Source organism: Dyella silvae (genome assembly GCF_026421305.1).
In the GTDB taxonomy this organism is placed as follows: Bacteria; Pseudomonadota; Gammaproteobacteria; order Xanthomonadales; family Rhodanobacteraceae; genus Dyella; species Dyella silvae.
Genome location: NZ_JAPJBQ010000004.1, coordinates 290,834 through 311,705 on the forward strand (window position 1 = coordinate 290,834; position 20,872 = coordinate 311,705).

17 protein-coding genes are annotated in these 20,872 nt (G+C 63.6%); 7 read left to right on the top strand and 10 right to left on the bottom strand.

What is annotated here, in order from left to right:
* The first annotated feature begins 128 nt into the window (after nt 1-128).
* The 5 genes from dinB to OQE56_RS12505 all read left to right on the top strand — a co-directional run bounded on the left by dinB (nt 129) and on the right by OQE56_RS12505 (nt 8,390).
* Nucleotides 129-1,232, top strand: coding sequence for a DNA polymerase IV (gene dinB, locus OQE56_RS12485; protein WP_267224708.1), 1,104 nt, complete (start codon nt 129-131; stop codon nt 1,230-1,232).
* 165 nt (nt 1,233-1,397) lie between these two features.
* Nucleotides 1,398-4,271 (top strand): TonB-dependent receptor domain-containing protein, encoded by a 2,874-nt coding sequence (locus OQE56_RS12490; protein WP_267224710.1) that lies wholly within the window; start codon nt 1,398-1,400, stop codon nt 4,269-4,271.
* 61 nt (nt 4,272-4,332) lie between these two features.
* Nucleotides 4,333-6,207, top strand: coding sequence for a tetratricopeptide repeat-containing sulfotransferase family protein (locus OQE56_RS12495; RefSeq protein WP_267224712.1), 1,875 nt, complete (start codon nt 4,333-4,335; stop codon nt 6,205-6,207).
* 61 nt (nt 6,208-6,268) lie between these two features.
* Nucleotides 6,269-6,937, top strand: a complete 669-nt coding sequence (locus OQE56_RS12500; RefSeq protein ID WP_267224714.1) for a hypothetical protein — start codon at nt 6,269-6,271, stop codon at nt 6,935-6,937.
* Between the two features lie 403 nt (nt 6,938-7,340).
* Nucleotides 7,341-8,390, top strand: a complete 1,050-nt coding sequence (locus OQE56_RS12505; protein ID WP_267224715.1) for a hypothetical protein — start codon at nt 7,341-7,343, stop codon at nt 8,388-8,390.
* Nucleotides 8,391-8,463: 73 nt separating this feature from the next.
* On the opposite strand, the gene lpdA is transcribed toward OQE56_RS12505, so the two are convergent.
* The 4 genes from lpdA to OQE56_RS12525 form a co-directional block, all read right to left on the bottom strand.
* Complete coding sequence (gene lpdA / locus OQE56_RS12510) at nt 8,464-10,233, bottom strand: dihydrolipoyl dehydrogenase (RefSeq protein WP_267224717.1); 1,770 nt, start codon at nt 10,231-10,233, stop codon at nt 8,464-8,466.
* 102 nt (nt 10,234-10,335) lie between these two features.
* Nucleotides 10,336-12,006 carry a dihydrolipoyllysine-residue acetyltransferase gene (aceF, locus tag OQE56_RS12515; RefSeq protein ID WP_267224719.1) on the bottom strand — a complete coding sequence of 557 codons (1,671 nt, stop codon included), beginning with the start codon at nt 12,004-12,006 and terminating at the stop codon, nt 10,336-10,338.
* Nucleotides 12,007-12,147: 141 nt separating this feature from the next.
* Nucleotides 12,148-12,981 (bottom strand): mechanosensitive ion channel family protein, encoded by an 834-nt coding sequence (locus tag OQE56_RS12520; protein WP_267224721.1) that lies wholly within the window; start codon nt 12,979-12,981, stop codon nt 12,148-12,150.
* Nucleotides 12,982-13,136: 155 nt separating this feature from the next.
* Complete coding sequence (locus OQE56_RS12525; protein WP_267224723.1) at nt 13,137-13,973, bottom strand: DUF2884 family protein; 837 nt, start codon at nt 13,971-13,973, stop codon at nt 13,137-13,139.
* Nucleotides 13,974-14,172: 199 nt separating this feature from the next.
* On the opposite strand from OQE56_RS12525, the gene OQE56_RS12530 reads away from it, so the two are divergent.
* Nucleotides 14,173-15,831, top strand: a complete 1,659-nt coding sequence (locus OQE56_RS12530) for an FAD-binding dehydrogenase (RefSeq protein ID WP_267224725.1) — start codon at nt 14,173-14,175, stop codon at nt 15,829-15,831.
* On the top strand, nt 15,828-16,850 hold the full coding sequence (locus OQE56_RS12535) for a 2-dehydropantoate 2-reductase (protein ID WP_267224726.1): 1,023 nt from the start codon (nt 15,828-15,830) through the stop codon (nt 16,848-16,850). Before OQE56_RS12530 ends, OQE56_RS12535 begins: the two co-directional genes overlap by 4 nt.
* A 35-nt stretch (nt 16,851-16,885) precedes the next feature.
* Here the strand turns inward: OQE56_RS12535 and OQE56_RS12540 are convergent, their stop codons facing one another.
* From OQE56_RS12540 to OQE56_RS12565, 6 genes are all read right to left on the bottom strand, one after another.
* The gene (locus tag OQE56_RS12540; protein ID WP_267224729.1) at nt 16,886-18,106 is read right to left on the bottom strand and encodes a low temperature requirement protein A; all 1,221 of its coding nucleotides are present in this window, start codon (nt 18,104-18,106) and stop codon (nt 16,886-16,888) included.
* A gap of 54 nt (nt 18,107-18,160) precedes the next feature.
* Nucleotides 18,161-18,478, bottom strand: a complete 318-nt coding sequence (locus tag OQE56_RS12545; RefSeq protein ID WP_267224731.1) for a DUF2845 domain-containing protein — start codon at nt 18,476-18,478, stop codon at nt 18,161-18,163.
* A gap of 118 nt (nt 18,479-18,596) precedes the next feature.
* Nucleotides 18,597-18,869, bottom strand: a complete 273-nt coding sequence (locus OQE56_RS12550) for a DUF2845 domain-containing protein (RefSeq protein ID WP_267224733.1) — start codon at nt 18,867-18,869, stop codon at nt 18,597-18,599.
* 31 nt (nt 18,870-18,900) lie between these two features.
* A complete protein-coding gene (locus OQE56_RS12555; RefSeq protein WP_267224735.1) occupies nt 18,901-19,476 on the bottom strand; it encodes a DUF924 family protein in 576 nt (191 codons plus the stop codon).
* Nucleotides 19,477-19,504: 28 nt separating this feature from the next.
* The gene (locus OQE56_RS12560; protein WP_267224737.1) at nt 19,505-19,945 is read right to left on the bottom strand and encodes a PA2169 family four-helix-bundle protein; all 441 of its coding nucleotides are present in this window, start codon (nt 19,943-19,945) and stop codon (nt 19,505-19,507) included.
* Nucleotides 19,946-20,051: 106 nt separating this feature from the next.
* On the bottom strand, nt 20,052-20,804 hold the full coding sequence (locus OQE56_RS12565) for a DUF2884 family protein (protein ID WP_267224738.1): 753 nt from the start codon (nt 20,802-20,804) through the stop codon (nt 20,052-20,054).
* Nucleotides 20,805-20,872: the final 68 nt, after the last annotated feature.

Below are 20,872 nucleotides of genomic sequence, written 5' to 3' on the forward strand. Positions count from 1 at the left end.
CAGGGTGCGCTCCCACGGGAAATGAGTGATGTGTGGGAGCGCACCCCGTGCACGAAAGTCATCCCAGCCACGCGCCAACGAGACCGTTTCGTGCTTGACTGTGCGTTCCTCTCCGCCCGTGCTCCGTTGTGCCACTGCCACCCCGAAAGATCATCCACGTCGACATGGATGCGTTCTACGCATCGGTGGAGCAACGCGACGATCCCTCTTTGCGCGGCAAGCCCGTCGTGGTGGCGTGGCGTGGTGCCCGCTCGGTGGTCTGCGCGGCCAGCTACGAGGCGCGAACGTTCGGCGTGCGTTCTGCCATGCCAGCCGTGCGTGCGGAGCGGCTATGCCCGCAGGCAATCTTTGTGCCGCCGGATTTTTCCCGTTACAAAGCGGTATCGCGACAGGTGCGCGAGATCTTCGCGCGCCACACCGACCTGATCGAACCGCTGTCGCTGGATGAGGCATATCTCGATGTCACCGCGACGCACACGGGACTCCCTTCGGCCACCGCCACCGCCGAAGCCATCCGAGCCGCCATCCGCGAGGAGACGCAGCTCACCGCGTCAGCCGGTGTCGCTCCCAACAAGTTCCTCGCCAAGATCGCCTCGGACTGGCGCAAACCGGATGGCCTCTTCGTCATCCGCCCGCATCAGGTCGAAGCCTTTCTGTCACCGCTGCCAGTGGGCCGCCTGCCCGGGGTAGGCAAGGTGATGGAAGCAAGGCTCACCGAGCTGAACATCGCTACCGTCGGCGACCTCCGTGGCCATGCCCTGCAGGAGCTGGAGCAGCATTTCGGCCGCTGGGGCCGCCGCCTGCACGAGCTGTCGCTGGGCGTCGACGATCACCCCGTGCAGCCAGACCGCCCCACCCTGCAGGTATCGGCCGAGGACACCTTTGAGCACGACCTGACCCTGCAAGAACTTGCGCCTCACATCCATCGCCTCGCAGAAAAAGCCTGGGCGGCTCACCAACGCGAAGCCGAGGGCGAGCACGGCCGGGTGGCGCGCACGGTGGTGCTGAAGCTGAAGACTTCGGACTTCCAAACGCTGACCCGAAGCTTCACGCCGCCTTCACGTCCCGGCTCCGCCGCTGAGTTGGCGGAGATTGCCTGCGCGCTGCGCGATCGCGTGGAGCGCCCCACGACATCCCGGTACCGGCTGGTGGGCGTGGGCCTGGCGGGTTTCGTCGACCTCGACAGTTTTATCGCCCAGGCCGACCTGTTCAGCGCAATTTCTTACCCCTGACCTTTTGGCAGGGGTCCTTTATCGATCCAATTTGTTAAAGGGGCCTTTACTCGCCCGCGATTTCCTGAAAGAGTGGCTTTCGGGGAGCCCACAAGTAGCACCACACCTATAGACGTTTAAGCGCCTATAGCGGGTACCTGTTTGCCTACGAATCGGGGAGAGAACATGCAGTCCAATTACAATCGCCTGTCCATAGCGGTACGCCTTGCCTTGTCTGTCGGTATTGCTTCGACCGCCGCCATGGCCCAGGCCCAGGACGCCAGCAGCAAGGATGCCTCGAACACGCAGAACCAGAGCAAGACGACCGAGCAACCCCAGAAGTCCAATGCCAAGACGCTGACCGCCGTATCGGTCACCGGCTCGCTGATCCGCCGCGTCGATGCTGAAACCGCCAGCCCGGTGGTGACGCTGGATCGCTCTGCGATCACCAACAACGGCAGCCCGACGCTCGGTAACGTGCTGCAGGCATTGCCCAGCATCTCGGGCAACGCCACCAATACCCAGAACAACAGTAACGGCGGCGGTGTCGCCAGCCCGACGCTGGAAGGCGGCGACGGCGCAGCTCGTGTTTCGCTGCGCGGCCTCGGCACCGAACGCACCCTGGTGCTCGTCGATGGCCAGCGCCTGGCCAACCCCGACCTCAACATGATCCCGCAGAACATGGTCGAACGCGTGGACGTGCTGGCCAACGGCGCCTCCACCGTCTACGGCTCCGACGCCGTCGGCGGCGTGGTCAACTTCATCCTGCGCAAGGACTACAAGGGCGCCGAAGTCAGCGTCAACGACGGCATCTCCAGCCACGGCGACGGTCAGCGCCACGGCGCGCAATTCACCGTGGGCGCCAGCGGCGACCAGGGCAGCATCGTTGGCGGTATCGACTACAACAAGCAGGATCCGGTGGTCGCCACGCGGCGCGGCTTCTCCTCGCACCAGCTGTCTCTTTACAGTTCCGGCCTGCAGGTTTCGGGCTCGTCGACCATTCCCACCGGCAAGATGCAGGTGCCGCCCTCAGTGGCTCCGGGTTGCGCAGCATCAGGCAACCCGCCGACGGCCCTTGTCACCCTGGCCAGCGGAAACGGCAGCTCCACCAGTGACTACCGTTGCTTCAACTCGAATGACCGATACAACTACAACGCCTACAACTACATCCAGACGCAGCAGGAACGCACCAACGTCTTTGTGCTTGGCAACTACAAGTTCAACGACTATGTGACGTTCTTCGCTGACGCGTTCTACAACCACACCAACTCGTCCGGCCAGGATGCCCCGGCGCCGACCAACGTCACCGACGGCTGGTCCGTGGCGGCCAACAACCCGATCAACCCGTTCGGCGTCACGTTCTCCAATCCGAACTCGGGTGGCAACTTCATGGGCACGCGCCTGACCGGTCTCGGCACGCGTCTGCACACGTTCACCACCACCAACGAGCAGATCAACACCGGCCTGCGCGGCAACTTCGGCCAGAGCACGTGGATCTGGGACGCGAGCATCGATTACGGCCACTCGCACCGCGTCCAGACCGACTACAACGAAGTGAACGTCCCGGCGTTCCAGGCCGCCATCAACAGCGGCGCCAACATCTTCAACCAGGCAGACCCGGCGGTTACCGCGCAGCTTCGCAAGGGCGTGGATGCACCGATGTACACCAAGACCAACACCATGAAGCAGGCCCAGGCCAACGCTTCGGGTGAAATCTGGGATCTGCCGGCGGGCGCCATCCAGCTGTCCACGGGTGTGCTGTATCGCAAGGAGTCGATGAACTACAACGTCACCAGCGATGCCATCCTGGATCCTGTGACGGGCACCTGTACCGTGCTGCAAGAGGCTTGCGGCTCGCCGGCGAGCGGCAGCATCACCGTCAAGGAGCTGTATGCCGAAACGCTGATTCCGGTCCTCTCCGAGCAGCCCTGGGCCTACGCGCTCAATGTCGACCTGGGTATCCGTACGTCGAACTACAGCTCGTCGGGCACCACCACCAACGGCAAGTTCGCCATCGAATACCGCCCCATTGCCGACCTGCTGGTACGTGGCACGGTATCGCAGGTGTTCCGCGCGCCGAACCTCGATGAGCTGTATGACGGTCGCACCATTACCAACCCCACCGTTACTGACCCCTGCTATGACTTGAGCGCAGCCGAGTTGGCGGCTCATGCGGCGGCGTGTCAGTTCATGCCGCCCAACACCAACTACAAGAACATCCTGAGTAACCAGCCCGCCGCCTATGTTTCCGGCGCGGTGCCCGCGGGCGCGTCCCTGAGGCCCGAAAAGGGCAAGTCGTTTGACTTTGGCCTCGTCTATTCCCCGAGCTGGCTCCAGGGTGCATCGACGACGGTCGATTTGTGGCGTATCAACCTGAAGGACATGCTCACCATCATTCAGGCACAGACCGTGCTGAATGAGTGCTATGTCAATGGTGGCAGCCCGTACTGCTCCTTCATCAATCGCTACAACAGTGCCAGCGCGGTCGCCGGCGGCATCAACTTCATCAACACGCCGTTCGTCAACCTCGGCAACCTGAGCACCAGTGGCGTCGACTTCACGCTGAACTACGCAATTCCGCACTTCGATGTCGGCGGCGTGGATCCTGGTAACTTCAAGGCGGCGCTGAACACCACGTACATCGGCACGTACAAGAATGACGCCTCCCCGGGTCAGCCGGGTGCGGAGACGATCAACTACGCGGGCACCTACAGCCAGCAGTTCGGCAACATCAGCCGCTGGCGCGGCACGCTCACGCTGAACTGGAATCGCGGTCCGTGGAGCGCCCAGTGGCAGAGCCGGTACATTCACCGTCTGACCAATCTTGGCGCGTACATCGACACCGGGGCGAGCGCACCGATGGGTGGCATCACGTATCACGCCATCCAGGCCGGATACGAACTTGCCAAGTATCACACCCGCTTCGATCTCGGCATCGACAACCTGACCGGCCGAGTGCCGCCGCTGTCCTATCAGAACGCGGTCAACTACAACGTGGATACGGCAACGTATGACACGATGGGCCGCTACTTCTGGGGTCGTATCACCGTGAAGTTCTGATCCACCGCACGGCAAGGCTGCAACGGAAACGTTGCAGCCTTGCCGCTGTTACCATCGTGGAATGACCGGACACGTTACCCACTCTTCCGCCGAACTCGTCGCAAGCATGGTCGCTGCGTTCAACCAGGGCGACCTGATCCGCGTGTTGGCCCTCGGCGAATCGATCGTCGACTCGAGTGATACCGACGATACCGCGCTGCTATTGCTTGGACTTGCGCAACAGTCCGTAGGCCGCCCTGAAGCCGCGGTTGCGAGCTTTCGCAAGCTCACTGAGCGCCAGCCGGGCGTTCCCGAATACTGGAACAATCTCGGCATCGTCGCCCGCCAGACCAATGATCTGGAAACGGCCGAGCACGCGCTGCGCACAGCGAGCACGCTCGCGGCCGGTAACGCTGAAACGCTTTACAACCTTGGTTTGCTCTACACCCAGCAGCAACGTTGGTTGCTTGCGCGCGAAACCCTGCTTCAGGCGGTAGAGCTCGCGCCAGACTTTCTCGAGGCGCGCCTGCAGGCCGCGCACGCCTGCCACTTTTGTTCGGATACCCGTGGCGCAGAAGTCATGCTTGAAGGCGCCGCCGACTGGCCGCCGCAACAGGCCGATCAGGCGCTGATTCTCGCCACCATGCTGTCGAGTCTCGGCTATCAGGCCACCGCCTTTCATACGCTGGCGCAAGCCGTCATGCCCGAGGGGCCTTCGCGGCCATCGATGGAATCGCGCTTCGTTGCGTTACGTGCCTCCATGTACGAGCGCGGCAACCAGCTCGAGTCAGCCGAAGCCGAACTCTCGAAGCTGCCGCTGGCGATGCTCGATACCTTGCCAGCCGATCAGCAGGATCTGCGCGTCTCAGGTTTGCAGGTGCATGCAAGTCTTGCCGCGCGTCTCGGCGATGCAGAGCAAGCAGCTAACCTCTATGAGCAGCTCATTGGCCGAGGTGGCGACACCCATGTGCTGGCGAACGCCGCCTTTGGACTTGCCGCAGCGCGAACGAAACAAGGACGCCTTGAGCATGCATGGCACGCCCTGGATAAGGCGCATGCGTGGCAACTTGAATTCGCCAAAGACTTCGTGCCCGATCTGTTGACTGAAGGCAGCCAACCGCTCGAGATGCTGGCGCACAACGTCAACCGCACCCAATACGACCGCTGGACGGCGCTGAAGGCGCCCCGTACCCATGAGAGCCCGGTGTTTGTCGTCGGATTCCCGCGCTCAGGCACAACGCTGCTCGAGCAGATGCTCGATGCACACCCCGATTTCCGCTCCATGGACGAGCGCGCGTTCATCTATGAACTGATGAAGCGCATGCAGCTTGCCGGGCAAACGTATCCCGCCGATCTCGCCACCCTGACGCAACCTCAGGTGAATCAGCTCCGCGACATCTACGACGACATGGTCCGACGCGTGGTGCCGGACCTTAGCCACCATCGGCTCGTCGACAAGAATCCGCTCAACATGCTGTGCCTGCCGATGATTGTCCGGCTTTATCCTGAGGCACGCATCATTTTGTGCCTGCGCCATCCGTGCGACGTGCTGCTGAGCTGCTTCATGCAGCCGTTCCGCTCACCGGCCTTCATGGTGCTGTGCTCATCGCTGAAGCGACTGGCAGAAGGTTATGTGCAGTCGTTTGAGCAGTGGTACCGGCATGTCGAAGTGTTTGCACCCCGTGTGCTGGAGTGGCGCTACGAATCGGTCGTGAGCCGCTTTGACGATCACGTAGCGCGGCTGGGCCAGTTCCTCGATCTGGAAGACGCCTCGCCGATGGCGCGCTTTGCCGAGCACGCACGCGCCAAGGGTTACATCAGCACGCCGAGCTATACCCAGGTGACAGAAGGCATTCACGCCAAAGCGGTCAATCGCTGGCACGCCTATCGCGAACACTTCGAGCCCGTACTACCCATCCTGCGCCCCATGATGGAACGGCTGGGCTACCACGAGTAACTCGCCGCCACTCGCTTCGGATACGCTACGCCGCCTTCGCTCTCGCCGTACAGGAGTCATCATGCATTTCGAAGTACCCAAGCTTGAGAAGCATTCACTTCGCGAGTTCGCCAAGCATTATCTGATGATTGTGCTCAGTATTCTTACCGCGCTTGGCCTGGAGCAGTGGATCGAGCGCATCCACCACCACCATGCAGCGGAATATGCCAGCGCACAGATCGATGCGGAGCTGCGCGACACGCTGAAGGACGTACTTGAAGCACAGGAGAACAATGCGCAGCGGCTCGCGTCGATGAAAGCACTGCATGAAGCCATTGCTGCAGACGTGCGCAAGGGCTTGCCGGACAGCGACATCAACAAACATATCCGGGCCACCAACACCCAGTTCAGGCTGAGCCTCGACTGGCCCACGCTTTCCAGCCAGGCCTGGGACGTGGCGGTGGCCAACCAATCGGCCACCTGGATCGATGCAGAAAAGCTTCGTAAATATGCCGCCGCTTATGCCAATCAGCGCGAGATGTCCAGCTGGATGGCGCACGACAGCCTGGTGGCAATCAACGCGCCGCGCATGGTCGAGCTGCGTACACGCATCAGCCTCGGCAAGGACGTCGACCCCATGGAATTTCTCGGCGTGCTGCAGCAGATGATCGGCACCTCCAGCGAGACCATCGACCATTTAAAGCATGCAGCCATCCCTATGCAGGCGGCCCTAGCTACATCGACCAACTGACGCGAAGACGCAGTTTTCTGCGGCGCCGCCACGTGCGGCGCCACGCCAGCGAAATCTGTTTATCGCGGCGATTTGCACGTTCCAAAAGCAACGCCAGCCACTTGCCCGCAACAGGCACGACTGCACCACAGGTCGTTCATGGCGTAGAAAGTTTCGACGGATAACATATTTTCACGATGACAAACCCGATCACGTTCACGCGCTGATCGTGATCGAGTGCGCATAAATACACTCTGTCATCGCCGTAAGCTGCGCGCTCCAGGGGAGCTGTAGACAAACAAACACGGGATTCGCTGCGACTGTGGAAGTTGCGGCGTAGTGGGGAGTTGTTGTTGCAAGTCAGCGACTCGTGGATGGTCCAGAGTCGAAACCGGTGTTTCATTGCATACGAGGGAGAATTTCAATGCGAGCGAAGTTGAAGTTTGCGTTGCTAGCCAGCCTTGTCAGTGCCGCCTGTTTTCCCGCCCTATCCGCTGCACAGCCAGCCGATACATCGGCGCAGTTCACGAATGAAATCGTCAGCCCGATGGAAGCGCAGGCGCGCGACCACTGGCGTGAGGACATTTCGCATACGGCCACGCCTTCAGAAGGCTGCTTCACGGCTGCCTATCCGAGCATTGTGTGGAAGCAAGTGGCGTGCAAAGAGGCCACGCCCCGCGTTGCTCCCGTGCCGCGCTGGTCCAGGTTCGGTGCCGCTCAAACGGCCGGCAATGGCAATGACTACACCCTGCAAAGCTCGCATCTCATCACCGAAACCATCGGTACCTTCCCTGTCGTCACGGGTGTGACGTCGGAGACCGGCGTTGGCGTGCCGGCGTACGGCAATGGCGGCATCCTCGGCCCGAACGAGTACTCGCTGCAGATCAACTCCAGCTTCAACAGCACGACATCGGCTTGCAATGGCCATTCGGGCTGCACGGTGTGGCAGCAGTTCGTGTATGCACCTGACTACAGCGTGCAGGGCCAGGCCGCCGTGTTCATGCAGTACTGGCTGATCGGCTACGGCGGCCACCGCTGCCCGAGCGGCTGGGGTAGCGATGGCTCAGGCGACTGCTACAAGAACAGCGCTGCCGCCACAGCCCCCGATGTACCGGCGACCCAGCTCGGCAACGTCAAGCTGACGGGCACCGTCACGGCCGGCGGCAACGACACGGTGGTGTTCACCAATGGCACCCAGGCCTACAGCTCCAGCGGCAAGGACAGCGTGCTCTATCTGGCGCAGGTGTGGAACGTGTCGGAGTTCAATGTCGTCGGCAACGCCGGTGGCTCTGAAGCCGACTTCAACAGCGGCTCCTCCATCACCGTGAATGTAGCGGTGAACAACGGCTCCACCACCGCACCGTCGTGCGTTGCCAACTCCGGCAGCACCGGCGAGAGCAACAATCTGAACCTCGGCAGCTGCACCGCTTCCAGCGGTACGATGCCGTCGATTCGGTTTACCGAGTCGAACTGACCTTCACCGGCTCTGCCGGCTCGCAAAAAAAAGCCCGGGCATGCCCGGGCTTTTTTTGTCACGCATTGCAGACTTATTTCTTCTTCGGAATGTACAGATCGGTGATGGTGCCTTCGTAGACCTCGGCCGCCATGCCCACCGATTCGCCAAGCGTCGGATGCGGATGGATGGTGAGGCCGATATCAGCGGCTTCCGCGCCCATCTCGATCGCAAGACACAGCTCGCTGATCAGGTCACCCGCGTGCGGACCGATGATGGCGGCGCCGACGACGCGATGCGTTTCTTCGTCGAAGATCAGCTTGGTGAAGCCTTCCGTGCGATCGATACCGATGGCGCGACCACTGGCCGCCCACGGGAACTTGCCCACGCCGACCTTCAGGCCCTTTTCCTTCGCTTCACGCTCGGTCACGCCGACCCATGCCACTTCGGGATCGGTGAACGCCACCGACGGAATCACGCGCGCATCGAAATAGCTCTTCATGCCTGCGACCACTTCCGCCGCCACGCGCGCCTCATGCGTGGCCTTGTGCGCCAGCATCGGCTGACCCACCAGATCACCGATGGCGTAGATGTGCTTCACATTGGTGCGCATCTGCGTGTCGACGTTGATGAAGCCGCGATCGGTCACCGCCACGCCGGCCTTGTCCGCGCCGATCTTGTTGCCGTTGGGCGAGCGGCCCACGGCGACCAGCACGCGGTCGAACACGGTGGTTTCGGGAATGCTCTCGCCTTCGTAGCTGACCTCGATGCCCTTCTTGGTGGCCTTGGCCTCCACCACCTTGGTCTTGAGGTGCACGCCCTTGAGCTTTTTAGCCAGTCGCTGCGCCAGCGGCTTGATCAGATCGGCATCGGTACCGGGGATGATCTGGTCCATGAACTCGACCACGGTCACTTCACTGCCGAGCGCAGAGTACACCGTGGCCATTTCCAGACCGATGATGCCGCCGCCCACAACCAACAACTTCTTCGGCACTTCCTTCAGCTCGAGCGCGCCGGTGGAATCCATGATGCGCTCGTCGTCCCACGGGAACGCAGGCAGCTTCACCGACTGCGAACCCGCGGCGATGATGGCGTTCTCGAAACGGAGCAGCTTGGTACCGTCGGCCGTCTGGACTTCCATTTCATTCGGCGAAATGAACGTACCCACGCCCTGAACCGTACGCACCTTGCGCTGCTTCGCCATGCCGGACAGACCGCCGGTGAGCTTGCCGACCACCTTGGTCTTGAAGTCGCGCAGCTTGTCGAGATCGATCTTCGGCGCGCCGAAGCTGACGCCATGCGCAGCCATCGCCTCGGCCTCGTCGATCACCGCTGCGGCGTGCAGCAGTGCCTTCGACGGAATGCAGCCCACGTTGAGGCAGACGCCACCCAGGCTGGCATAGCGCTCGACCAGCACGGTGTCGACGCCGAGGTCGGCGGCGCGGAACGCCGCGGTGTAGCCGCCGGGGCCGGAGCCGAGCACGACCAGCTTGCATTCGATGTCGGGGGTACGACCGGAAGCGCCAGCCGCCTTCGGTGCGGCCGCAGCGGCGGGAGCAGCAGCCGGCGCGGGCGCCGGTGCCGGAGCTGCAGTCTTGGGCGCTTCGGCCTTGGCGGCGCCGTCAGCGGCTTCCAGCACGGCGATCACCGCACCTTCGGACACTTCGTCGCCCACTTTGACTTTCAGTTCCTTGATCACGCCGGCGGCGCTGGAGGGAATCTCCATGGTCGCCTTGTCCGATTCGAGCGTGATCAGGCTCTGTTCCTTGGCGACGGTGTCGCCGACCTTCACCAGCACCTCGATCACCGGCACGTTGTCGTGACCGCCGATGTCGGGGACTTTGATTTCGATGGTGCTTGCCATGGGGAATCCTTTAATTCTTTTCGCTGCGCATGAGAGGCGACGCAAGATTGGCCCCTCACCCCGGCCCTCTCCCCGGAGGGGAGAGGGAGCAAGGCAAGCGCGTCAGAGCAGCAGGCGGCGGATATCGCCCAGCTGCTGTGCGAGGAAGGAAGCGAAGCGCGCGGCGAGCGCGCCGTCGATCACGCGGTGGTCGTAGCTGAGCGACAGCGGCAGCATCAGGCGCGGCGCGAATTCCTTGCCGTTCCACACCGGCTTCATCGCCGCCTTGGACACGCCGAGGATGGCCACTTCCGGTGCGTTGACGATCGGCGTGAACGCCGTGCCGCCGATACCGCCGAGCGAGGAGATGGAGAAACAGCCACCTGACATTTCGTTGGGGCCGAGCTTCTTGTCGCGCGCCTTCTTGGAGATCTCGCCGAGTTCGACCGCGAGGTCCAGCAGGCCCTTCTTGTCGCAATCGCGGATCACCGGCACCACCAGGCCATCGGGCGTGTCCACCGCGATGCCGATGTGGAAGTACTTCTTGAGGATCAGCTTCTCGCCGGTTTCATCGAGCGAGGCGTTGAACTGCGGGAACTTCTTCAGCGCCGCAACCACTGCCTTGATCTGGAACACCAGCGGGGTGACCTTGAGATCCTTGTTCTCTTCGCCAAGCTTCTTGCGGAAAGCTTCCAGCTCGGTGATGTCGGCGTCTTCGTGCTGGGTGACGTGCGGGATCATCGCCCAGTTGCGCGCCAGGTTCGCGCCCGAGATTTTCTGGATGCGCGACAGCGGCTTCTCTTCGATCTCGCCGAACTTGCTGAAGTCGACCTTCGGCCACGGCAGCAGGTTGAGACCGCCACCCGCAGCCACCGCAGCGCCGGTCGGGCGTGCGCCCGAAGCAAGCGCGTGCTTCACATAGCCGGTGACGTCTTCGCGCTGAATGCGGCCACCACGGCCACTGCCCTTCACTTGACGAATATCCACACCCAGCTCGCGCGCAAAGGCGCGAATGGCCGGGCTGGCATACGGCGCATCGCCCGGCATGACGATCTTGGAATCGAACGGCGGACGCGCGGTCGGCGGGACATCGCCTTCCGGCGCATTACCCGGAAGCACGCCACGGGCCGCAATCGGCTCGGGCTTCTCTTCCACCTTCGGCGCTTCCACCTTGGCCGGCGCAGGTGCTGCGGCGGGTGCGCCACCGACCGCTTCCACCAGGGCGATCAGGCTGCCTTCGGATAGCTCGTCGCCCACCTTGACCTTGATCTCTTTCACCACGCCCGCGAACGGGGCCGGCACTTCCATCGTGGCCTTGTCCGATTCGAGCGTGATCAGGCTCTGATCCTTGGTGATGGTGTCGCCCACCTTCACAAGGATTTCGATGACCGGCACGTCGCTGCTCCCGATATCCGGCACCAGCACTTCGCGCACGCCGCCGCTGGCAGCAGGTGCTGCGGCAGGTGCGGGAGCGGGTGCAGGGGCCGGCGCTGCCTTGGCGGGCGCCTCAGCCTTGGCCGGCGCGGCCTGCTTGGGTGCGGGTGCTGCGGCGTCGCCGTCGGCCTCGATGATGGCGATCAGGGCGCCTTCGGACACTTCATCGCCCACTTTGAGCTTGATTTCCTTCACCGTACCCGCGAACGGGGCCGGCACTTCCATGGTCGCCTTGTCCGACTCCAGCGTGACCAGGCCTTGCTCCTTGGCCACCTTGTCGCCTGGTTTCACCAGCACTTCGATCACCGGCACATTTTCGCTGCCGATATCGGGAACGCGTGCTTCTTTGAGGTCGGCCATGGTTTCTCCTACGGATGGCGATGGCGTGCCGGCGGGGATGACGGCCGCATAAGGGCCCAATGATAACGAACGACACCCGTTTCTGGACGGTTTTGGATCGTTTGAAGCCACCATTCGCATACGTATGCAAGGACTGACATGTCAGGCGGCCTGATCGGGAAGATGGCCCTCGACCGTCGTCAGCTGGCGCCGGGTGAGCGGGATGCTGATGCCCTCCGCGCCAAAGCGCTCCTTGACCCCTCGCACCAGATCCGTCTGGGTGCCCCAGACGTCGCTGCTGCGGACATGGGCGCGCAGCACCAGCACCACGGCGCTCTCGCCAAGGCCTTCGGTCCAGACTCCCGGCTCGGGGTCGCGCAGGATGCGTGCGTCAGCGGCGTAGAGCTCGCGGATCACCTCCATGGCCCGGCCCATGTCGGCCTTGTAGTCGATGTTGACCCGCAGCTCGATACGGCGGGTGCCGCGGCGATTGAAATTGATGATGGCGTCCGAGCCGATCTTGGCGTTCGGCACCACGGCCTCGCGGTTGTCGGCCATGACCAGCAGCGTATACATCAGGCTCACGCTTTCCACGGTGCCGTCGACACCGCCCGCGGTGATGAAGTCACCCACGCGGAAGGGCCGGAACACAATGAGCAGCACACCCCAGGCAAGGTTGCTGAGCGAGCCCTGCAGCGCCAGACCAATGGCCAGGCCGCCCGCGCCCAGCGCCGCCACCAGCGGCGCCGACGGCACGCCTGCCTGTTGCAGCGCCATCACGATCAACATCGCCACCAGCACGCCATTGATGACGTTGCGCAGGAAGCCGCTGAGTGTTTCATCGACATTCGCGCGCCGCATCGCACGCCGCGCAAAGTTAGCCACGCGCGCCGCCAGCCACAGGCCGATCAGCAATATCGCGATGGCGATGCCGATGTTGACGAGACTGGTGATAACACCCTGGGAAAGGTGCAGACGCGACAGAAGTTCTTGCATGGGTCAGTGGCTCATCAGTGACAAACGCCGGAAAGCCTAGCAGCCCATCAATCAAGGTTCCGTTGTGCTTGCGGCGCATAAAAATGCCGCGCCTGGCAAGCAGGTGCGGCACGAGGGGTAGTACCAGGGGTCGTACTGGGGAGCCGACCTTGGAATCAACGCACGGGGTCGCCTCCATCGGCGCGTGCGCTATTCGTGGCTGTAACCAGCTTCTTGTTATCAGGGTTGTTTCGCGAAAGCAGCCGCAGCGGCGAGCCATCCGGCAGGCGGAATTTGAATTGCTGTTGGAGCAGATCCAACGAACCCAGCCGCGGGCACAAGGCGTCGACGCGTTTATCCAGCTCGTGGCTGCGTGCGTTCACCTCGTGATCGATCGATGTATCCAGCGATTCCGCGCGTGCCTGCAGCGCGGCCACCTTGCGCTGATCGCCACTCAGCGCCGCCGTCACCGCCGAGCCGGCGACCTTGCCGGCCAGATCAGACGCGGTGGATTGCACGCCCTGCTCCATCACATCGTCCAGTTCGTGCGGCTTCCACTCGCCTTTGCCGAGACTGCCATCGACGCGTGCCAGGGCCTGCTCGCGATAGCGATCCAGCCGATCGATCATGTCTCTGCGATCGCTCTCGTTGTCGACGAACGTCAGCATGACGGTGCGTATCGCGGCATAGCCGATGTTGATGCCTTCGCGGGTCACCGCAGCCACCTCGGGCAACAACGCACGCACCTGCCGCTCGTAGTCACGCAGTCGCGCGGCGTCATCGGCAGACACGGTGACATCGCGGCCATCCACACGCAGATGCCCGTCGTGCATGAAGACGTCGCTCGCCTTGCCGCTGTCGCGATGAAAGCCGATGCCATCGGGCGTGACCTGGACGTCGTAGTCGGTGGTGTAGCCGCAATGATCACCATGGACCTGAAGGTCATGCGCCTTCGCGGCGCCGCCCACGACAACCCCCGTGGCAAACAGGCTGGCCAGAATCAGGGTGCGCATTGTCTACACCTCCCTATGCCGCGGCGTGCGAAGACCGCACCGCTTCGGGCGGACGATGCGCCGCAGCACGCCGCCGGACATGGGCCAGGTGTCATGCCGTGCCATCGGTCATGGACCTTTCATGACGCAGTGCGCATAGGCAGCCATGCGCAGGCACGCTAAGTTCGCCGGCAGGTATCACCATGAGGGGAGTCGTGGGATGCAGCAGGGGTGGGATGCGATCGTGGTGGGCGCCGGCCTGGCCGGACTAACCGCCGCCACGGAGTTGGCCGATGCCGGCAAGCGGGTGCTGGTGATGGATCAGGAGCCGGAGCAGAGCCTGGGGGGACAGGCGTTCTGGTCGTTTGGGGGACTGTTTTTCGTCGACTCGCCGGAACAGCGGCGCATGGGTGTGCGCGACTCGCATGCGCTGGCGCTGGCTGACTGGATGGGCACGGCAGCATTCGACCGGGTGGAGGATCGCTGGCCGCGACGCTGGGCCGAGGCGTATGTCGACTTTGCGGCGGGCGAGAAGCGCCACTGGCTGCATGCCATGGGCATGCGCTGGTTTCCCGTGGTCGGCTGGGCCGAGCGTGGTGGGCACGGCGCCATTGGGCATGGCAATTCCGTACCGCGCTTTCACGTCACCTGGGGCACCGGGCCGGGCGTGATCGAACCCTTCGTTCGGCGCGCCCGCGCAGCAGAGGCCAAAGGAACGCTGCAGTTCGGATTCCGCCATCGCGTGGATGAGCTGATCGTGGAAGCAGGCGCCGTGGTCGGTGTGCGCGGCAGCGTGCTCGCGCCCGATGGCATGGAGCGTGGCAAACCCAGCTCGCGCGACGTGCTGCATGGTTTCGAGCACCGCTCGCAGGTAGTGATCGTGGCCTCCGGTGGCATCGGCGGCAATCACGCCCTCGTTCGGCGCAACTGGCCGGAGCGGTTGGGGCCACCACCGGCGCACATGCTTTGCGGTGTTCCCGCGCACGTGGATGGCCGCATGCTGGGCATCAGCGAGGCTGCGGGTGCGAGCCTGATCAACCGCGACCGCATGTGGCATTACGTGGAGGGCATCGAGAACTGGCATCCGATCTGGCCCAAGCACGCCATCCGCATTCTGCCCGGCCCGTCATCGCTCTGGTTCGACGCCACCGGCAAGCGATTACCCGGTCCGTTGTGGCCGGGCTTCGACACGCTGGGCACGCTCGAGCATCTGCGCGGCACCGGCCATGACTACAGCTGGTTCGTGCTCGATCAGCAAATCATCCGCCGCGAGTTTGCGCTTTCCGGGTCGGAGCAGAATCCCGACCTCACCGGCAAGAGTTGGCGGCAAGTGGCCAAACGCGCCATCGGCAAGGGCGCGCCGGCGCCGGTGGAAGCGTTCAAGCAACATGGTCGCGACTTCATCGTGCGCGACACGCTGGAAGCCCTGGTCGACGGCATGAATGCGCTGGCCGGCAATCAGCTGCTCGACGTGGCGCAGATCCGTCGCGAGATCGAGGCGCGCGATCTGCAGTTCGACAACCCGTTTGCGAAGGATAGTCAGGTGATGGCCATCCATAACGCCCGGCGATATCGCGGCGACAAACTGGTGCGCGTCGCCAAGCCACACCGCTTGCTGGACCCGGCCAACGGCCCATTGATCGCCGTGCGGTTGAACATTCTCACGCGCAAAACGCTGGGCGGCCTCGAAACCGATCTCGATGGACGGGTGCTTGGACAGGATGGCCAGCCGTTGCCGGGACTCTACGCAGCGGGAGAAGCTGCGGGTTTCGGTGGCGGCGGATTGCACGGCTATCGCGCACTGGAAGGCAGCTTCCTGGGCGGGTGCATGTTCTCGGGCCGCGTCGCCGGTCGTGCAGCGGCGGCAGCCATCGCATGAGTGTGCACGCGTTGCCACGCATCGCCATCTATGGCGCGGGCAGCGTCGGCGGCTATCTGGCCGCCCGCCTGCACGAGCATGCCCGCATCACCTGCATAGGCCGTCGCCGTGTGATGGATGCGTGGCGCCTGCACGGTCTCGACTGGAGTGACCTGCAAGGCGGCCACGAACACGTGGCCGCCAAAGAGGTGGAACTGCAGATCAATCCCTTCGCCGCCGCCAAGGCACACCTGGTGCTGGTCACCGTGAAATCCTCCGCCACCGAAACCGTGGCGAGCGAACTGGCGAACGTGGTGGCACCCGGCGTTCCCGTCATCAGTTTCCAGAACGGACTGCACAACGCCGAGATACTTCGTGCTGCGCTGCCGGGCCATCCGGTGCTGACCGGCATGGTGCCGTTCAACGTGCTGCAACGCGTGCCGGGCGATTTCCATCAGGGTTCGGGCGGCGAGCTGATGGTGGAAAATCACGCCTCGCTCGCCGCGTTTCATCCGATCTTTGCCGCCGCAGGATTGCCGATGATCGCCCGCAACGACATGGCTTCCGTCCTGGCGGCCAAGTTGTTGCTCAACCTCAACAACGCGCTGAATGCCTTGTCCGACCTGCCGCTGAAGGACGAGCTGTCACAGCGCGACTGGCGTCGCTGCCTGGCGTTGGCGCAACGCGAAGCGCTTGACGTGTTTGCCGCCGCGAACATCCATCCAGCCAAGCTCACCCCGCTGCCGCCACAGTGGTTGCCGCGCGTGCTGGAGATGCGAGATGCATGGTTCCGCCGTCTCGCCTCGCGACTGCTCGCGATTGACCCGGTGGCGCGATCGTCCATGTGGGAGGACCTGCAACGCGGCCGCCCCACGGAGGTGGATGCGATCAACGGCGAGGTGGTGCGGATAGCCGCGCAGCATCACGTAGCGGCACCAGTGAATGCGCGACTCGTGACGCTGGTTCATGAGGCGGAACAGGCACGGCGCGCATGGAGTGCGCAAGACATGCTCGCCGAGCTGCATCACGCCCTTTTGTAGGAGCGCACTTGTGCGCTCCTGCAGAGGGCCGGCCATTACTCACTCGCGGAGCTGTACACATCCCGGTGCAAGCGACGCAGCGCCGCCGCCTCCCACGCGGCCGATATCACCAGCACTGCCGTCGTGCATGCAGCCAGCCACAACACGGACATCGACAGCGCCGGCAACAGCAACGCCGCGAGCAACAGCAGTCCACCCAGATGCGATAACGGAAAGCGGGTGTGATTGATGGCCTGCTTGAAGAACGCGTTGCCCAGGAGGTAAAGCGCAGGGCCGCCGATCAGCACCGCCATCTGAGCCACATCGACGGTCGCGTGTGGGTGGCTGAGGCTCAATTCGTCACCGACTGCACTCACCACGATGCCCGCCACGATCGGCAGATGCAGGTACGTATAACCTAATCGCGCTTCCCGTCCCGGATCACTGGATTGCCGCATGGCGCGGCTGCCACGCTCGGCGGCGAGATCGAAGTAAATCCACCACATCGCCACGCATCCGATAAACGCTGTCATGAAGGCGAACCAGGCTTCCGCCGTACGTGCGCTCGCGGCAAAACTGCTGCCGGTCACCACCACCGATTCGCCCAGTGCAATGATCACGAACAAGCTGCAGCGTTCGGCAAAGTGGCCGCCCTCCACGTCCCACTCGCTGGTCGTCGAGCGCCCGAGCCCCGGCACGTAAAAGAACGCAGCCGGCCCCAGGTACTCGATAGTCATGGCCACTACCCATAGGGCGAAACGTGCCTGACCATCCAACAGAGCGCCGGTCAGCCACAGCACGCCGGAGGCCGCCAGCCAGCTGGTGATGCGATAAAAGTTGCGGCGCGCTGCCAAGGGCGAATGGCGCAGCGCCCAGACCATGAACAGCGATCGTCCCACCTGCATAAAGGTGTAGGCGCCTGCGAACAGCAGCGCGTGTCCATCAAAAGCCTGGGGCAAGGACGTGGAGAGCAGCAGACCCGCCAGCATCAGCACCAGCATCAACAGACGCACCGCCAGCCGTTCCGGATCCAGCCAGTTGGTGATCCATCCGGTGAAGATCCACACCCACCACACGGCAAGGAACAGCAACAGCACATGCAAGGCGCCAAGCACGCTGAGATCCCCCAGCAACGTGTGGGAGAGCTGAGTCACCGCATAGACAAACACCAGATCGAAGAACAGCTCGATATTGGTGACCTTGCCATGCACGCCCGCCTGACGGGGACGCAGCAGGCTCGGCGGGTGACTCTCCGCCGCTTGTGGCACTTCGGACATGGATGCAGCCTCCCCAGGGACGCGAACGTTATCGCATGAGCCGCAGGGTCGCCGCTATCTTCCGCCGTCGCGGATGGCACTGACTTTGCCGTCGGCCACCACGATGGTGATGACTCTGTCGCCGTGGCGGTATTGCCATTGCTCGCCAGCATCCGATGGCGAAGACGGGCGATGGGATTTGCCGCCCTTCTTTGAAGCTGCGCCCGCGGCGGATTTGGCGTGAGCCCGGTGGCTTGGCTTGCCCAGCAACTCCACTACGCGTGTGGCGCTGTCGCCGACCACCAGCACCTGACTGCCTACCCGCAACGTGCCACCGCCTGCGTGCGCTGCAAGAGCGAGCAGCAGGCAGACGCCTCCGAGCATGCGACGCATGGACACCTCCTTGTGGTTACCGCCGCGCAAGACGCACGGCGGTACCACCTTAACGACGGAGGCTTATGCGACGGCAGATGCGTAAGCCGCATCGGCGCGTAGGTCGTTCTCGCGATGCTTAGCGCGAGCGGTCCTCGATCTCGGCCACCTTGCCGTCAAGGATAGTGATGATGACGATGTGCCCATTGTCCTTCGCGTACTGCCAGCGTTCGCCCTTGTAACCGCCAAGGTCGCTTTCCACGGGCTCCTTGAAATCCGGCGTGCCCATCAACTGCATGGCACGCGCGGCACTGTCGCCCACGGTGAGCACTTCGCTGCCAACACGGTAGGTGCTGGCGGCGTGCGCGGCCAGGCTTAGCGACAGCAGTGCGATGGCGAGATAACGACGCATGACGAACTCCTTCTCTGGTGTGGGGTGACGCTCAGAAACCTGCGCCGGGACTGGCGAGGTAGGCCTGCTCGGCAGCGGTGTTCTCGCGTCCGAGCACAGCGTTGCGGTGGGGAAACCGCCCGAACCGCTGTATTACATCGTGGTGGCGGCGGGCGTAACCAAGGAAGTCCTCGAACGGCGGCCGCTCGGCGTGTGGCAACGACGCCACCAGTCTTTCAAACAGGTGTACACAATGCTGTTGCAACGCCAGATGCTCGGCATGCTCCAACGGCATATAGGCGAACAGGCGTTGCAGCGGCGACAAGCGTTGATCGTCGCCGCGCGCGATGCCGGCCAGCGCGATGGCCTGTGCCCTGGCATCGGCCTGCCACGCCCGCGCATCGTTGCGATAGATATTTCGGCTGAACTGGTCGAGCACGATCAACAGCGCCAGCCAGCCCTCCGGCGTTGCCGTCCAGTCATCGCGCTCGCCGCGCGCGGCAGCGGCCAGCGTCTCACCGAAACGCTCGCGGATCTGCGCATCGAGTGCGTCGTTACGCTCGAACCACAGCGCCTCGACGGCGTTATCGAACCAGAAATCCAGCACGTCCCCCGGCGTCGCCGACACGCGTATTCCTCCCTGAAAGCAGCAGATATTAGCCGTGCGTGGTACCGGCCAGGCAGTGCATGTCCCTATGAATGCCGTGCAGGCGGGAGAGCTGCACGCTGAGCACGCGCGCCGAGTCAGCGGGGGCGTTCGCCATCTGCCGCTCGAAGCTGTGCAGCAAGGCGCACTCGTTACGGGCCAGGCTATGGACCCAGGCGGCGTCACGATTGTTGGCGAGGCCAGCTGTCATCTCGGCCAGCGCACTACGAAGGGCGCCCGACAGCGTGCCGTGCCGTGCCGGGGTACGCCCGCTGGCTTGCACCTGGGCCTGCAGATCGCCGATCAGCATGTCGAGGGTTTGCAGGTTCTCTGCCAGCAGGGCCTGCAGGCCGGGTTCGCGCACCTGAGCCAAGGCACGCCGGTAGAGGTCCCGGTCATCGATGCCCTGGCGGATCAGATCGTTGTAACGCGGTACTCGAGCGTGCGACACCAGGTCGCCTCCTACACCTTATGGTTTACGAGGGCCATCCTCTTCCTTCCCCACTTAGCGGAAGGTTAATCGCCACCGGACGTCAGCGTTTTACTCAGCCTCCGTTCTACTGACCCACCTGCAGCAGATTCAGCGGTTGCCCATCGGCGCCACGGATGCCCTGCTGCAACTCCGCCAACTGCTGAACCGCGGGGCACAACGCCTGGATCTGCGGGGCCAGTGCCTGCATACGCTGCTCCAGACGCGGCCTCAGCTGGGTGGTCAGATCGGCGGCGGTATCGCGCAGGTTGGCGGCAGCCTGCAGGTCGCCGGTCATGGCGGCATTCAGGGCCTGCTGCCCGAGATCGTTGGCGAGCAGTGGCATCAGGTCGGACGCCAGCTGGTTGGCGTATTGGTCGGCCAGGTTGCCCTGCCAGTCGTGGGTACTGTGGCTGGCGACAATACGTTGCTTGAACTCGGCCGCGCGGGCTGCCACGCGGCGGTCCAGCTCAGCGCGCGTATCCGAATCGAGCGACAGGCGGGTGCCTTCGTCGTGCATGGCCGAGGCCAGGAGATCCACCCCGCGCGTGGCGACGGCCTTTGCGCGGGGCTCAAGCGCCCGGAGGTCGCGCTCAAACAAGGCCAGACGGTCCTGATCCTCCGCCCGCAGCTGCACGTTGGCGCCATCGGTGCGCAGGTTGCCGTCGCGCAGTTCGACGCGGTGCGGCATGGGCTGCGGGCGGTCGAACAGCAAATGATCTGGCGCCAGCGTGAGGTCATAGCTGCTGGTGGCGTGGCAGGTGGTGGCCAAATCCTGGGCGTGCAGCGCGACGCTGCCGAGCGAGAGCAAGAGGACCAACGAGAAGCGGCGCAGGCGCATGGGAAAACCGTAACGGACGGGGTTGCAGCGATAACCTGTCACGCGGCAACCGCGCCTGAACCGCTCTT

What these genes read in the sequence shown, in the direction of transcription:
- OQE56_RS12490 (WP_267224710.1), top strand. Translation starts at nt 1,398, where the DNA reads ATGCAGTCCAATTACAATCGCCTGTCCATAGCGGTACGCCTTGCCTTG.
- OQE56_RS12565 (WP_267224738.1), bottom strand. Translation starts at nt 20,804, where the DNA reads ATGCGCCTGCGCCGCTTCTCGTTGGTCCTCTTGCTCTCGCTCGGCAGC.
- OQE56_RS12520 (WP_267224721.1), bottom strand. Translation starts at nt 12,981, where the DNA reads ATGCAAGAACTTCTGTCGCGTCTGCACCTTTCCCAGGGTGTTATCACC.
- aceF (WP_267224719.1), bottom strand. Translation starts at nt 12,006, where the DNA reads ATGGCCGACCTCAAAGAAGCACGCGTTCCCGATATCGGCAGCGAAAAT.
- OQE56_RS12495 (WP_267224712.1), top strand. Translation starts at nt 4,333, where the DNA reads ATGACCGGACACGTTACCCACTCTTCCGCCGAACTCGTCGCAAGCATG.
- OQE56_RS12505 (WP_267224715.1), top strand. Translation starts at nt 7,341, where the DNA reads ATGCGAGCGAAGTTGAAGTTTGCGTTGCTAGCCAGCCTTGTCAGTGCC.
- OQE56_RS12530 (WP_267224725.1), top strand. Translation starts at nt 14,173, where the DNA reads ATGCAGCAGGGGTGGGATGCGATCGTGGTGGGCGCCGGCCTGGCCGGA.
- OQE56_RS12545 (WP_267224731.1), bottom strand. Translation starts at nt 18,478, where the DNA reads ATGCGTCGCATGCTCGGAGGCGTCTGCCTGCTGCTCGCTCTTGCAGCG.
- OQE56_RS12540 (WP_267224729.1), bottom strand. Translation starts at nt 18,106, where the DNA reads ATGTCCGAAGTGCCACAAGCGGCGGAGAGTCACCCGCCGAGCCTGCTG.
- OQE56_RS12550 (WP_267224733.1), bottom strand. Translation starts at nt 18,869, where the DNA reads ATGCGTCGTTATCTCGCCATCGCACTGCTGTCGCTAAGCCTGGCCGCG.
- lpdA (WP_267224717.1), bottom strand. Translation starts at nt 10,233, where the DNA reads ATGGCAAGCACCATCGAAATCAAAGTCCCCGACATCGGCGGTCACGAC.
- OQE56_RS12500 (WP_267224714.1), top strand. Translation starts at nt 6,269, where the DNA reads ATGCATTTCGAAGTACCCAAGCTTGAGAAGCATTCACTTCGCGAGTTC.
- OQE56_RS12535 (WP_267224726.1), top strand. Translation starts at nt 15,828, where the DNA reads ATGAGTGTGCACGCGTTGCCACGCATCGCCATCTATGGCGCGGGCAGC.
- OQE56_RS12525 (WP_267224723.1), bottom strand. Translation starts at nt 13,973, where the DNA reads ATGCGCACCCTGATTCTGGCCAGCCTGTTTGCCACGGGGGTTGTCGTG.